At 39.4% G+C, this 14239-nt stretch carries 8 protein-coding genes; 4 read left to right on the forward strand and 4 right to left on the reverse strand.

The genetic code is table 11. From position 1 onward, the window contains the following. Window positions 1-33 precede the first annotated feature (33 nt). A complete protein-coding gene (locus MTP24_RS06530; RefSeq protein WP_008132061.1) occupies window positions 34-1287 on the reverse strand; it encodes an HlyD family efflux transporter periplasmic adaptor subunit in 1254 nt (417 codons plus the stop codon). A gap of 875 nt (window positions 1288-2162) precedes the next feature. On the opposite strand from MTP24_RS06530, the gene gltB reads away from it, so the two are divergent. The 3 genes from gltB (at window position 2163) to MTP24_RS06545 (ending at window position 9390) form a co-directional block, all read left to right on the forward strand. Continuing rightward, on the forward strand, window positions 2163-6620 hold the full coding sequence (gene gltB / locus MTP24_RS06535) for a glutamate synthase large subunit (RefSeq protein ID WP_008132062.1): 4458 nt from the start codon (window positions 2163-2165) through the stop codon (window positions 6618-6620). 9 nt (window positions 6621-6629) lie between these two features. Beyond that, window positions 6630-8045: an FAD-dependent oxidoreductase gene (locus tag MTP24_RS06540; protein WP_008132064.1), complete on the forward strand. Its 1416-nt coding sequence runs from the start codon at window positions 6630-6632 to the stop codon at window positions 8043-8045. A gap of 322 nt (window positions 8046-8367) precedes the next feature. Continuing rightward, window positions 8368-9390, forward strand: a complete 1023-nt coding sequence (locus MTP24_RS06545) for a GGDEF domain-containing protein (RefSeq protein ID WP_238530319.1) — start codon at window positions 8368-8370, stop codon at window positions 9388-9390. A gap of 377 nt (window positions 9391-9767) precedes the next feature. Here MTP24_RS06545 and recN read toward each other — a convergent pair whose 3' ends face one another. From recN to nadK, 3 genes are all read right to left on the reverse strand, one after another. After that, on the reverse strand, window positions 9768-11447 hold the full coding sequence (gene recN, locus MTP24_RS06550; RefSeq protein ID WP_010557609.1) for a DNA repair protein RecN: 1680 nt from the start codon (window positions 11445-11447) through the stop codon (window positions 9768-9770). A 75-nt stretch (window positions 11448-11522) separates the two neighbouring features. Next, a complete protein-coding gene (locus MTP24_RS06555; protein WP_243533311.1) occupies window positions 11523-12080 on the reverse strand; it encodes a hypothetical protein in 558 nt (185 codons plus the stop codon). Window positions 12081-12158: 78 nt separating this feature from the next. Beyond that, window positions 12159-13043, reverse strand: coding sequence for an NAD(+) kinase (nadK, locus tag MTP24_RS06560; RefSeq protein WP_010557611.1), 885 nt, complete (start codon window positions 13041-13043; stop codon window positions 12159-12161). A 175-nt stretch (window positions 13044-13218) separates the two neighbouring features. On the opposite strand from nadK, the gene MTP24_RS06565 reads away from it, so the two are divergent. Continuing rightward, the gene (locus MTP24_RS06565; protein WP_243533313.1) at window positions 13219-14184 is read left to right on the forward strand and encodes an HrcA family transcriptional regulator; all 966 of its coding nucleotides are present in this window, start codon (window positions 13219-13221) and stop codon (window positions 14182-14184) included. Window positions 14185-14239 lie beyond the last annotated feature (55 nt).

Here is a 14239-nt window from a genome sequence, read left to right on the forward strand (position 1 = left end):
TTTTCCTTAAATTGGCGCTGGTTGAGAGCGCTTCTAATTTAATAAAAGCGTGTCTGCTTGGTTAAATTGGTTGTAGCTAGAAATTATTATTTCGTCGTTTTCATTTAAGCCGCTTAAAATTTCTACCGCGTTAATGCTGGTGGCACCTACGGATATAGGTATACGTCTTGCAAAATTACCGTCTATTTTATATGCAACAATGCCGCCTTGTTGCATAAAAGCGCCTCGCTTTACCTGCAGCACATTTTGGCGATTGTCGAGTAAAATACGCGCGGTTAAACGTTGATTTTGGCGAATGTTATTGCTGTTGCTTGTAAAGCGAACACGTGTGGTTACTTCGCGATTATTAACTTCGGGTGATATAGCCGATAGCACCCCCATTATTGTTTCGTTCCCTAATTTAAGCTCTACGTCCATACCTAACCCGAGTTCGTTTGCGTAACTTTCTGGCACCTGCAACTGTGCTTCAAAATGACTTAAATCAACGAGTGTCATCAGAGGCTGACTTTGCGTGACGGCTGCTTTTTGTTGCACAAGCAGATTACCAACAATGCCTGTCACTGTGGCCCGAATTGACAGCTCATTTACTTTTCTATGTAATTCATCAACGATCAGCTGCTGACGCTCTACATCACTTTTAGCAGCTTGCAATTCAAATGCGAGTGTATCTTTAGCAAGTGCCACCTCTTGCTGTGCGTGTTTATAGGTAAGCTGAGCACGTGATAAGTCGTCTATTGCTTTTTCAAGGTCTATTTGGCTTATTAAATGCTTTTTAATTGATAGTTTTGCGCGACGATCTTCTCTTTGTGCTGCGTTTAATTCTACACTTGCCATATCGAGTGTTTTTGTAAGGGTTAAAGTGTCTCTTCTTGATTGTAGGTGTTGCCTTTTAAGTTCACCCTCTAAGCGTTGTAATACGGATTGTTGTTGTTTTAATTCATTGGTAAGTTCAGGGCTATGAAGAACAGCAAGCTCGTCGCCTTTGGTAACTGTATCGCCAGCTTTAACGTGCAAGCTTACAAAGCCTCTCTCTGGGCTGTAGATATGTGGCGCATTGGCGGCAACAATTTTTCCACTTGCGGCTACATCGCGAACAAGCGTTTTAATTTCTACTTTTGCTATTTGCACCTTTTCTTGGCTAAATGATTTAGTTGCATCCGAGCCTGACATAACTCCATAAGTAGCAGCAATAATAAGTAACAACACAGCGATAATTAAAAGAAAACGTTTTTTATGGTTTGCGAGTGTTTTAACTTGTATGTCTTGAGCACTGGTATCTTTAATCATTATTCAACCCTAACTAAATGAATTTATATTTTTTTCAAACATGACATAAAGTAGTGCTGCAAAAATGGCGGCTAGTGGCGAGAGTAAAAATAAGCTTAAAGTGAACATAATTCTTCCAAATAATAATTACTAAATTACACTATACGATTAGCATGCCAAAATTTAACCTATTGATATTAATATACTTAATAATTTATTTATTAAAGTAATATGTCCGCGGACACTTTATGTGTCCGCTTCGGACACATAAAAAGCAATATATAAAGAGTAAATACTGCGTTGCGGGTACAAGAAAACCAATAACGTCGCAACTACAGTGAACTCAAAGTGTAAGTGTATTTTAAAGCTAAGCTACTCAGGCGATTAAATAGCGGGGTGACATTTAAGCTTTGACTGGTTTTATTTTTCTATTTACGAATAATTAATCAAAGTAATGAGTGGTTAAATTACAGTTTTTAAGCTGAATGAAGAATAAGGAACATAATTCTACCTGTATTTATCCCTTTTATAATTCGTTAATGAAAAGGGGTAATATTATTTGCATAATCCCCACATTTTATAAATTCCTATAATTGAATATTTATTCACTAATATTTAGGTTTACGTTTACGTAAACTGTGTTTTGATTTAGAGCTATTTTTACAAAATGTTAAACTTGACACCAGTGTCATGAAAAAATAACGATGAAAACACCGCTAAATGTTAATAAAAATGATAAAAAAGAAATCTTGCTATGAAGTGAGAAATATTCAAGAATGTGAATATGTATTCAAATTACTGTTGACTCTATTTGATATAGAGGCTAGTTTTGACCGGCTGTTAGCAAATCGTCGAGCAGTTCATTAACGCTAACAGTGAAGCAAGGGGAGGGGTCTATGTTATACGACTCGAAATTAGAGAAAGAAAATTGTGGCTTTGGCTTAATTGCCCAAGTTAATGGTCAGGCTAGTCACCGGCTTATTCGTACTGCTATTACTGGGTTGGATCGTATGCAACACCGTGGCGGTATTTCTGCTGATGGTAAAACAGGCGATGGCTGTGGTTTGCTTTTGCAAAAACCAGATAGTTTTTTCCGTGCTATTGCAAGTGAGCATAACTGGCACCTTGGTAAAAACTATGCAGTAGGCATGATCTTTTTAAATTCAGATCCTGTTTTAGCACAAGCTGCAAAGGAAATTCTTAGCGAAGAATTAGAAAAAGAAACGCTAAATATTTTAGGCTGGCGCGAAGTGCCTACCGACCCATCAATGCTAGGTCCAATTGCTGTGCAGCAATTACCGGGCTTTGAGCAAATTTTTGTAAGCGCACCTGAAGGTTGGCGTTCAAAAGATTTAGAACGTCGCTTATACGTAGCGCGCCGTCGTGCTGAAAAACGTTTAGCAGACGATGAATCATTTTACATTGCAAGTTTATCTGGATTAGTGACTATCTATAAAGGCCTTATGATGCCTGCAGATTTGCCTAATTTTTATTTAGACTTAGCTGACATTCGTATGACCAGCGCAATTTGTGTTTTCCATCAGCGCTTTTCAACAAACACACAGCCTCGTTGGCCACTTGCTCAGCCTTTCCGTTATTTAGCGCATAATGGTGAAATTAACACCATTGAGGGTAACCGTCAGTGGGCTCGTGCTCGCTCGTATAAATTTTCGTCTCCACTTATTCCAGATTTACAAAGCGCAGCGCCGTTTGTTAATGAAACAGGCTCAGATTCGTCAAGCCTCGATAACATGCTAGAGCTATTTTTAGCCGGTGGCATGGATTTATTCCGTGCAATGCGCATGCTTGTGCCGCCTGCATGGCAAAAAAACCGTGCTATGGATGACGATTTACGTGCATTTTATGACTTTAACTCTATGCACATGGAGCCATGGGACGGTCCTGCGGGGATTGTTATGTCAGATGGCCGCTTTGCAGCCTGTAACTTAGACCGAAATGGTCTTCGTCCTGCGCGTTATGTAATTACACAAGATGGTTTTATTACTCTTGCTTCTGAAGTGGGCATTTGGGATTACACCGCCGATGAAGTAGTTGAAAAAGGCCGAGTGGGTCCGGGTGAGCTTTTAGTAATTGATACCAAATTGGGGAAAATTTGGCACTCAGACGAAATCGACCAAGATTTAAAATCTCGCCATCCTTATAAGTCGTGGCTTGAAGAAAATGTTAAGCGCTTGACTCCCTTTGAAGAATTAAAAGAGCAAGATGCAGGCAATCGTTCATTTGACGATGAAACGTTAGCTAAATATCAAAAAATGTTTGGTTATACCAATGAAGAGTTGGATAGCGTTATTCGTGTAATGGGTGAAAACGGGCAAGAAGCGACTGGCTCAATGGGTGATGACACTCCGTTTGCTGTGTTAAGCGAAGGGCATCGTTCACTATACGATTATTTCCGTCAAAAGTTTGCACAAGTCACTAACCCGCCAATTGATCCTCTTCGCGAAAACCATGTTATGTCTTTGGCTACGTGTATTGGTAGCGAACAAAATGTGTTTAATGAAACAACAGGGCACGCTAAGCGCTTACAGTTCGATACACCTATTTTAATGTATGCAGACATGCAGCAGCTACTAAATGCAGATGAAGCGCATTACAGCTATTGTAAAATTGATATTACTTACACTGTTGAAGAAGGCTTAGAAAACGCAGTTAAACGCATTTGCGATAAAGCAAAAGAGAAAGCAGCTGCTGGCTCTATCATGCTTATTTTAACTGATCGTAATTTTGACGATGTAAACCTACCTATCCCTGCGGCTATGGCTGTAGGTGCAGTGCAAAAGTGTTTGGTTGATAACAATTTACGCTGTGAATCAAACATCATTATTGAAACGGGTAGCGTAAGAGACCCTCATCAATTTGCAGTGTTACTTGGTTTTGGCGCAACAGCTATTTACCCATACCTAGCGTATGAGTCGTTAGTTGCGATGAGTGACAGTAAAATCATCGATAAATCTTACTGCGAGGTAACCCTTGCTTATCGTAAAGCAGTAAACAAAGGCTTATACAAAATAATGTCTAAAATGGGCATTAGTACAGTCGCTTCTTACCGCTGCTCAATGTTATTTGAGGCGGTGGGTTTATCAGATGCTGTTGTTGATATGTGTTTTAAAGGTGTGGCTAGCCGCATTAAAGGCGCATGTTTTACAGACTTTGATGACGATCAACAAAGCTTACACAAGCTTGCTTTAAGTAAGCGTAAGTTACTTAGCCATGGTGGTTTATTTAAATACGTACATGGTGGTGAATACCATGCATACAACCCAGATGTGATCCAAACACTGCAGGTAGCAGTTCGCTCTGGTGAATACAGAGATTACAACGAGTATGCAAAGCTTGTTAACAATCGCCCTATTTCAACATTACGCGATATGCTGGCTCTTAAATTACCAGAAAATGGAATTAGTATTGATGATGTAGAGCCTGCAGAAGCGCTTTACAAACGCTTTGACTCAGCTGCGATGAGTATTGGTGCTTTATCGCCAGAGGCACATGAAGCACTCGCAATTGCAATGAATCGCCTAGGTGGTTGTTCAAATTCAGGTGAAGGTGGTGAAGATAAACTTCGTTACGGCACAGAGAAAAACTCACGTATTAAGCAAGTTGCCTCAGGTCGATTTGGTGTTACACCGCATTATTTACGTAGCGCAGATGTAATTCAAATTAAAGTAGCGCAGGGTGCAAAACCAGGTGAAGGCGGGCAACTTCCGGGTGAAAAAGTAACACCTTACATTGCTAAGCTTCGCTATTCGGTACCTGGCGTGACGTTAATTTCACCGCCACCACATCATGATATTTATTCTATTGAGGATCTTGCTCAGCTAATTTTCGATTTAAAGCAAGTAAATCCAAAAGCACTTGTATCAGTAAAACTAGTGTCGGAACCGGGTGTTGGCACGATAGCAACGGGTGTAGCTAAAGCATATGCTGATTTAATTACTATATCTGGCTACGACGGCGGCACAGGCGCAAGTCCGCTTACATCTGTAAAGTATGCAGGCAGCCCATGGGAATTAGGCTTAGCTGAAACACAACAAGCCCTTGTAGAAAATGGTCTTCGCCACCGCATTCGTTTGCAAACAGATGGTGGTTTAAAAACAGGTTTAGATATTATTAAAGCCGCTATTTTAGGTGCTGAAAGCTTTGGTTTTGGTACGGGCCCTATGGTGGCATTAGGGTGTAAATACTTACGTATTTGTCATTTAAATAACTGTGCAACCGGTGTTGCAACCCAAGACGAAACACTTCGTCAAAAGCATTACCATGGCTTACCTGAAATGGCGATGAACTACTTTAAGTTTATTGCACAAGAAGCGCGTGAAATCATGGCAAGCTTAGGTGTTGCAAACTTAACAGACCTAATTGGTCGTCTTGATTTACTTGAAGCAATTGAGGGCAAAACAGCCAAACAGAAAAAGATAGATTTATCTTCTGTTATTGCGCAGCCAAACAATCCAACAGGCGAAACGTTATTTTGTAGCGCGCCAAATAGCTCACATTATTTAGGCGAGCTTAACGAAAGCCTATTAGGAAAAGCGCAAGAAGCGATTGATACTTCAAGTGGTATTTCACTTGTTAGCCGAATTTGTAATACAGACCGTTCAGTTGGTGCAATGCTATCAGGCTACATTGCTGATAAACACGGAAATCAGGGTATGGCGGCTGACCCGGTAGCAATCGAGCTCCATGGCACGGCTGGTCAATCGTTTGGTGTTTGGAACGCAGGTGGGCTTGAAATGACCCTCGTTGGTGACGCTAATGACTACGTTGGTAAAGGCATGGCTGGTGGTAAGCTAGTTATTCGTCCGCCAGTGGGTTCATCATTTGAAAGTCATAAAGCAACGATTATTGGTAATACCTGTTTATACGGTGCAACGGGCGGTAAATTGTTTGCTGCAGGGTGCGCAGGTGAGCGCTTCGCAGTTCGAAATTCAGGCGTGCAAGCAGTTGTTGAAGGCGTTGGCGATAATGGCTGTGAATACATGACCGGTGGTGTTGTGTGTGTGCTTGGTAATGTAGGTGTTAACTTTGGGGCGGGTATGACCGGTGGTTTTGCCTATGTTTTAGATGAGCGAAACGACTTTGAGAAACGCATAAACCCAGAGCTTGTCGAAGTTGTGACATTAGAAGCGTTAACGTCACACCAAGAGCACCTACGTGGATTAATTGCTGAGCATTTAGAGCTAACAGGCTCATGCAGAGCAGAAAGTATTTTAGCTAATTTTGAGCTCTACTTACCTATGTTTAAATTAGTAAAACCTAAATCAAGTGACGTAAAAAGTTTACTCGGGCACCGCGCCCGTAGTAGTGCCGAACTACGTGTTCAGGCGCAATAAGGGGGCAGTATGAGCGAAAATGTATATCAATTTATAGACGTGCAGCGTGTAGATCCACGCAAAAAGCCAATTTCGTCACGTAAAAAATCATTTGTAGAAATTTACGAACCCTTTTCAGAAAATCAGGTTAACTCTCAAGCTGATCGTTGCTTGGATTGTGGTAACCCATACTGTGAATGGAAATGTCCGGTACATAATTACATTCCACAGTGGCTTAAACTAATTCGCACAGGGCGTATATTAGAAGCTGCGGAGCTTTCTCATCGAACAAACAGTTTGCCTGAAGTATGTGGCCGTGTTTGTCCTCAAGACCGGTTGTGTGAAGGCTCATGTACGCTCGATGAAGAGTTTGGCGCAGTAACGATAGGTAACATTGAAAAATATATTACCGATACCGCGTTTAAAATGGGCTGGAAGCCAGACATGTCTTACGTAACATGGACTGACAAAAAAGTAGCTATCATTGGTGCAGGGCCCGCGGGCTTAGGTTGTGCGGACATTTTAGTTCGAAATGGTGTTAAGCCTGTTGTGTTTGACCGTCACCCAGAAATTGGTGGATTACTCACATTTGGTATTCCTTCTTTCAAACTAGAGAAAGAAGTGATGCAAAAGCGCCGTGAGATTTTCACTGAAATGGGCGTAGAATTTAAGCTGAATGTTGAAGTAGGTGTAGATATCACTATGGATGATATTTTAGCCGACTATGATGCTGTATTTTTAGGCGTGGGTACGTATCAGAGCATGCGTGCAGGGCTTGAAAATGAAGATGCGCCGGGTGTTCACGATGCGCTGCCGTTTTTAATCGGTAACACTAACCGAGTTATGGGTTATGATGAAGCGAATCAAGCTTATATTGACATGGCGAATCAGAAGGTCGTTGTATTAGGAGGTGGTGATACTGCGATGGACTGTGTAAGAACGTCTATACGACAGGGTGCTGCAAAAGTAACGTGTGCGTACCGCCGTGATGAAGAAAATATGCCAGGCTCTAAGCGTGAAGTAAAAAATGCCAAAGAAGAAGGGGTTATATTTACATATAACGTTCAACCTAAAGGCATTGTGCTAGACGCTAACGGCCATGTTGCAGGCGTAAAAATGGTTAGAACTAAGCTGGGTGAGCCAGATGCGAATGGTCGTAGCCGCGCAGAAGAGGTCGCCGGTTCAGAGCATGTTATTGAAGCAACACAAGTAATTATGGCGTTTGGTTTCAAGCCACACAAAATGGACTGGTTAGAAAAGTATGACGTAGAAATAAACCACTGGGGCGGTATTAACGCACCAGAGCAAGGTGAATTTACACATCAAACAACTAACCCTAAAATATTTGCTGGTGGCGATATAGTGCGTGGTTCGGATTTAGTAGTAACCGCTATTTTTGAAGGCCGTAACGCAGCTGAAGGTATTATGGATTATTTAAAAGTTTAATTTAATATTTTCAGAAATCGACAATTTAAAAGCAAGCCAAGTGGCTTGCTTTTTTGTGCTTGAAACGAATTAGGTACCATTTATTTTTAACCATTTTATTTTAGATGATAATTTGGTCGTATTACCAAGCTACACTCATGAATAGTTTTAAGATTCATAAACTTATAATTTGTTAAAAAAGGTACTAGTATTAATTTTACATCAGTAATACTTTAATCTTGATTTAACTGCTGAAAAAGGGGAGTATTGAGTGTTACTCAGAAAAATTGGTGATAACTTTGCTGAAAATTAACTCAATAATATAAGAAAAATAGCGCTTATTATGCATGAACATTCAAATAATCCAGAAAGAAAACTAATAGTTAGATTTTTCTCATCAATAGGCTTTATAGCAACCTTGGTGATGGGCTGCATTGCATTGACCAACAGCGATTATTTTTTATTTTTTACCTTAATATGTTCTTCGCTAGTTTACGCATGGGCGCTTAGTGTTTATAAAAACCTTGAAAAGTCAGCTAGTGCTATCCTTTATAACCTTTATGCATTGATGATTTACCTTGTTTTAACTGGAGGCGCGCAGGGAACTGGTCCGATTTGGATATTCATAGTTTCGCCAGTCACATTTTCAATTAGAGGCTTAAAGCGCGGTATCGTTGATATTGTTTTGTTTTTATTAGCGGTTATATTAGCTTTTTATTGCGCGCATACCTTTAGTATTTATAACTACCAACCTGATCAATTTCCCTATCGAGTTATATTTTCATTTATTATTGTCGCAATGTTGAGTGGCTTTTATGAAAACTCAAGGGAAAAATACAATCAAAAAATATTAGCACTGAGTAAAAAAAATGAACTGTTGGCGACTATTGACCCTTTAACGGGGTTACCAAACAGACGCTTTACAATGAATAAGCTTAGTGAATTTAAATTAGCGCTCACGAAGGAGCAAACACCGTTTGTACTTATTTTGTGCGATGTAGACAATTTTAAAAAAGTTAACGACGAGTACGGGCATAGTTTTGGTGATGAAGCGCTCATACACTTAGCTAATATTTTAAAGCAACATATTCCTAATAATGCCGTTGCATCACGCTGGGGCGGGGAGGAGTTTTTGATTGCAATTCCTAATGTATTTAACGCAAAGGGCGTAGAAATCTCAAATAAAATACATGCCGCGCTAAAACAATTTCCTGTTAATACATCTTTTGCGAGCTTAAGCTTAACGATTAGTATGGGGGTTGTTCAATCCCATGAAAGCGATTCTATAGACATTGATATCAAGCGCGCAGATGAATTGCTTTATAAAGCTAAAGAGCAAGGTAAAAATAAGACTTGCTCAGAGTAGTTTTATTATTCCATTGAGAACGAATCAAGTGTTGACTTAACTTTAGCAATACGTCTTTTTAAACTCATGCAACAAAATACATTACACAGTATTTGGGTGAGCAAAACACATGTATAACTAAAAATTAAATTATTCGAATTACCATCCTGGTAACTCATTAAATTGTAAACACTAAGAATCAGCTGAACGAATAACGTTACATTTAAAAAGCTCATTAAGTGTTTCTTGAATTGTGTGTGTTTGTATCGGCTAAATAAAGTTAACAATATACTAATTAAAACCAGTAGCCAGCTTACAATAATAAGAATTAAAGCAGTATTAGTAATCATATAAAGGCCTTGCTGAAAATTGAAACCCTAGTTGGTTATTAATTAAACCTAAATTACACATGCGCTTTTTATTAACTCTTTTGCGTTTGCTTTTGCTGTTTTACTAACATTGTCGCCGCCAAGCAACCTTGCTATTTCGTCTACTCTACCATCTTTTGTTAGTGCCAGCATATTGGTAAAGGTTTCACCTTTAGCAATTTCTTTTGCTACAAAAAATTGCTGATGCGCACTACTTGCAACCTGCGGCAAATGGGTAACACAGATCACCTGAGTCGATTTACCAAGTTGCCTTAATAACTTTCCAACAGCAGAGGCTGTAGGTCCAGAAATACCTACGTCTACTTCATCAAATATCAATGTTGGTGTTGTTACTTTTTGGGCAATAATAACCTGAATGGCTAAGCTAATACGCGAAAGCTCACCACCAGACGCCACCTTAGCCAAAGGCTGAAGGGGCTGCCCTGGGTTGGTCGATACTAAAAACGAAACGCTATCATGCCCTAAAAGATTGGGGGCGCGCTCAGGATCTTCAGTAAGCGATATTTCAAATACACCATTTTCCATGGATAAATTTGCCATACTTTCGCTTATTAAGGTGTTTAAGGTATTAGCATAACTTCTGCGGCTAATACTTAGCGCTTCACTTGCTTGCTTGTAGTCAAGCAATGCATCGTTTATTTCAGAGTCAAGTTGCTCCAAACGCGAACTATTATTACTAATTGACTCGAGTTCTTTTGAAATTGACTGATGAAATTCAACTAATCCTTGCGGTTTTATATGGTGCTTACGAGCTAAGTCCATTGCGCCACTTAACCTATTTTCTATCTCTGTTAAACGGGCTGGGTCTAAATCAACTTGTTCCGTATAATTGCGAATTTCTCGGCTAGCTTCTTCTACTTGAACAGCAGCTTCTTCTAACATTGCAGCCACACTTGCTAAGCTTTCATCATATTGTGCTAAATCTGCAAATTGTTGTGCGCTGTGCTGTAAAACAGAACACGCGCTTTGTTCTTCACCTTCATATAGGTATTGCAGCTCTTTTTGACATGACTCTAAAATGGTTTGGCTATTACTTAGCTTGTAATGTTCGACTTCAATTTGTTCAAACTCACCGTCTTGTAACGCAAACTCGTCAAGTTCTGCCACTTGGTATTCTAGTAGCTGTTTTTGAGCGGCTTGTTGTAATTGCTGTTGCTCAAGCTGTTTAAATTCTTTTTGAAGGTTGGCGAATTGTTTATAACTTTCAGTTACTTTTACAACCAAGTCTTGATGGCCAGCATATGCATCAAGTAGTTGTAATTGATGTTCAGCTTTTAAAAGGTGTTGATGAGCGTGTTGTCCATGTATAGAAATTAAATACTGGCCAAGTTCTTTGAGCTGAGATGCAGTTACTGAGCTGCCATTAATATAGCTTTTACTGCGACCATTTTTGCAAACAACGCGTCTAAGTAAGCAATCATTATCAGTACTGGTCAGAAAATGTTGCTCTAAAAAAGCCTGAGCGAGCGGGAGTGCACTTATATCAAATTGGGCACATACTTCAGCTTTGTCTGCAGAAGGTCTTACAGCAGAGGCTTCAGCGCGCTCGCCTAAACACAATGAAAGTGCATCAATGGCAATCGATTTACCCGCGCCGGTTTCACCCGTGATCGCCGTCATGCCGTTATGCCATTCAGTGCTTAAGTTACTTACAATTGCAAAGTTTTTAATTTCTAAACCAACTAACATACTGTTTATCCATCCAGTTAATTAACTGGTAATTTATACAGTGTTTAGCTTTTTTGCAAATTAATTTTTTATTATTTAGGCAATATTAACATGTTGATTGAGTTGGTTGTTCGGGTCTTGATTTTCTGGGATGTATTCATTTTCTTGATTATCAAGGGGTTGTAGCAAGTCGTTGGTTTTAATTAATTCGATAAGGTTTGGTAACGCCTCTGAGTAAAACGTTTTGTTATACGAGATACCTTGTTGTGGAAGCTCAGACACAAAATACTGGATATTTTCTTCCAAGCTTTGGCCACTGCCTATTTGGTTCGCTTTAGTCAGTTCGTTAGATAAAGTATTGATTAATAGATCAGATACATCTTCAAGGGTTTGCAAATTCTCGTCAGTATGCTTTTGAACTACAAAAAAGTTAGAAACGATTGCTTGAATTCGAGGTGCGTATTTAGGGCGAAGAATTTTCGCCTCTACTAGTTCATTTAATTTTGACTTTAGACGGCTGCCAACTTGTGATACTCGTTCGTTAAATTGTTTTTTTTGAGCTTCAATTGCTTTGCGACGATTGCTTTCTATTTTTAAGTAGGTTGCTAGAAGTGTAATTAACAGTAGCAAGGCAAAAAATACGACATATGTCATTGCTATTTGTTCCTAAAAATTGATGTATTATTGTTATAAACTGCATTTTGCGCTAAAGACAACGCTTTAGCAATAAAATTAGTATAAACGACTGCCCCAATTTAATTTTGTACGTAAAACGTTGTAGTAAGAGTAGTTTTTTGGATGAATTAACCGCAATTTTTTATCTGCTTTTTTAATGACTACTTCATCACCGGGTAAAACGGCAAGCACAACGTGGCTGTCGCAGCTGACTTGCAAGCTGTCAGTATTGTCTAAACTAAGTTTTAGCCTCACTTCGTTATCGGCATCTACCACTAATGGCCTGCTTGATAACGTGTGCGGAAACATAGGCACCAAAGATATTGCATTTAGTTCAGGCGTTAATATTGGACCGCCACCAGAAAGTGAGTAAGCAGTTGACCCTGTTGGCGTAGATACAATTAGCCCATCGGAGCGCTGAGAGAATACAAAGTCGCTATTTATAAATGCCTCAAACTCAATCATATGAGCCACTTTATCTGCATGCAATACGGCTTCGTTTACCGCTAAATTGGCACTTTTTAGTTCATTGTGACGATAAACTTCTACTTCCAATAAAAAGCGATTTTCTTCAATATACTCACCACTTAAAACATGCTCTAGGCTAGCTTCAAAACCTTCAGGGTTTAAGTCGGTTAAAAAACCAAGATTACCTCGGTTAACGCCAATTACAGCAATGTTAAAACGAGCAAGCACGCGCGCAGCTCCTAACATATTTCCGTCACCGCCAACCACAATTGCAAGGTCGGCTTGCTCTCCTAAGTCAACCAGTTTAACAAGGTTTTCTTTGGGTACATCGACTAACTGTCCACCAGTGCGTTTTTCAACAATCACTTCAAAACCAAGTGCCAGTAGAAATGTATGCAAACGCTGCAAAGTGGCGGCCGCTTTTGGGTGGTTTGGTTTGCCAATAAGGCCAATAGTATTGAAAGGTGAGTTCATAATCTGCACACTAAAAGTTTTGATATTGGTAGAGTAACTCAAAAGCAAAGTGTTTGAAAATACAGATCTTACCTAAATGAGTATGATTCAATTTAGTTTAAAATAAATTTGTTTTATATTGTTCAACAAGGGGGAAATGACTTGAAATAGCAGCAAATGCCCCGATATACCTTTCATGCAACAAGATGTAGATATCATGAAATTAAATCCACGCGATCAGCAAATATTTTCAGCTGTAATGAACATGTACTGTAACGGTGAGGGATTGCCCGTTCCATCAACAAAAATTGCCAAGCTAAAAAGCATGGCTGTGTGTTCAGCAACCGTTCGTAATGCAATGGCCCGTCTTGAAAAAGTAGGTTTATTGTATTCCCCCCACACTTCCGCTGGACGAGTACCTACAGATGAAGGGTTTAATTATTGGTTTGATGAGTTTTTTCCATTACCAGATATTGCTAGTTACTGGGAGCCAGAACAGGCACAGCTAGTTGAATTGGCACATGGCTTGAGTCAAAAGTATCAGGTATGCTGTTGTGTTGGTTTACCGCAAGTGAGCTCACAGCATGTATTTAGGGTTGAAGTACTTGATTTTGATTCTACCGATTGGCTTATTTTATTGATAGATCGAGCAGGCCAAAGCCATAATATTTGCATTGATAAACCACATGATGCTTCAGATACGGTTCGTTACCAGTTTGCAACGTGGTTAAATACAGTATTTAGTCAACAAACATTGATGGAAGGCTTGTATAGAATGCAAGCAATGGCAAACACAGCGCCTAAAAACTGTCATGATTCACTTACTCAATGGACACGGCAGCTAAGTCAAAAGTTAGGTTCAGATAATAGTATTGTTGTGGGTGAAAACTACCTCTATAAAAAAATAAATTGTGAGCAAAGCCTAAATATAGGCGTGTCATTTCTAAATTTTGTTGAAGATGCACTGGCATTTAAAAATGGTGTTTCGGTGATCAGCGGTAAAAAACTTCCGTTTAGTGAATGTAACGATCTAATAACCATCAGCGTTCCTTACTTTCAAAACCAAGAATACCAAAGCCGCTTTTGTATAATCTGCCCAAAATCAGCGCAAATAGAACAAATAATCCAAGAATTTAAATTAATTGAGTCATCGAACTCTTGAATCTTTTTATTCAATCCCCATAATTACCGCAATTGAAAAGAATTGGAGCATGTAT

Source organism: Pseudoalteromonas sp. APM04 (assembly GCF_022809815.1).
Classification (GTDB): Bacteria; Pseudomonadota; Gammaproteobacteria; order Enterobacterales; family Alteromonadaceae; genus Pseudoalteromonas; species Pseudoalteromonas marina.

What these genes read in the sequence shown, in the direction of transcription:
- MTP24_RS06530 (WP_008132061.1), bottom strand. Translation starts at nt 1,287, where the DNA reads ATGATTAAAGATACCAGTGCTCAAGACATACAAGTTAAAACACTCGCA.
- recN (WP_010557609.1), bottom strand. Translation starts at nt 11,447, where the DNA reads ATGTTAGTTGGTTTAGAAATTAAAAACTTTGCAATTGTAAGTAACTTA.
- MTP24_RS06545 (WP_238530319.1), top strand. Translation starts at nt 8,368, where the DNA reads ATGCATGAACATTCAAATAATCCAGAAAGAAAACTAATAGTTAGATTT.
- MTP24_RS06540 (WP_008132064.1), top strand. Translation starts at nt 6,630, where the DNA reads ATGAGCGAAAATGTATATCAATTTATAGACGTGCAGCGTGTAGATCCA.
- nadK (WP_010557611.1), bottom strand. Translation starts at nt 13,043, where the DNA reads ATGAACTCACCTTTCAATACTATTGGCCTTATTGGCAAACCAAACCAC.
- gltB (WP_008132062.1), top strand. Translation starts at nt 2,163, where the DNA reads ATGTTATACGACTCGAAATTAGAGAAAGAAAATTGTGGCTTTGGCTTA.
- MTP24_RS06555 (WP_243533311.1), bottom strand. Translation starts at nt 12,080, where the DNA reads ATGACATATGTCGTATTTTTTGCCTTGCTACTGTTAATTACACTTCTA.
- MTP24_RS06565 (WP_243533313.1), top strand. Translation starts at nt 13,219, where the DNA reads ATGCAACAAGATGTAGATATCATGAAATTAAATCCACGCGATCAGCAA.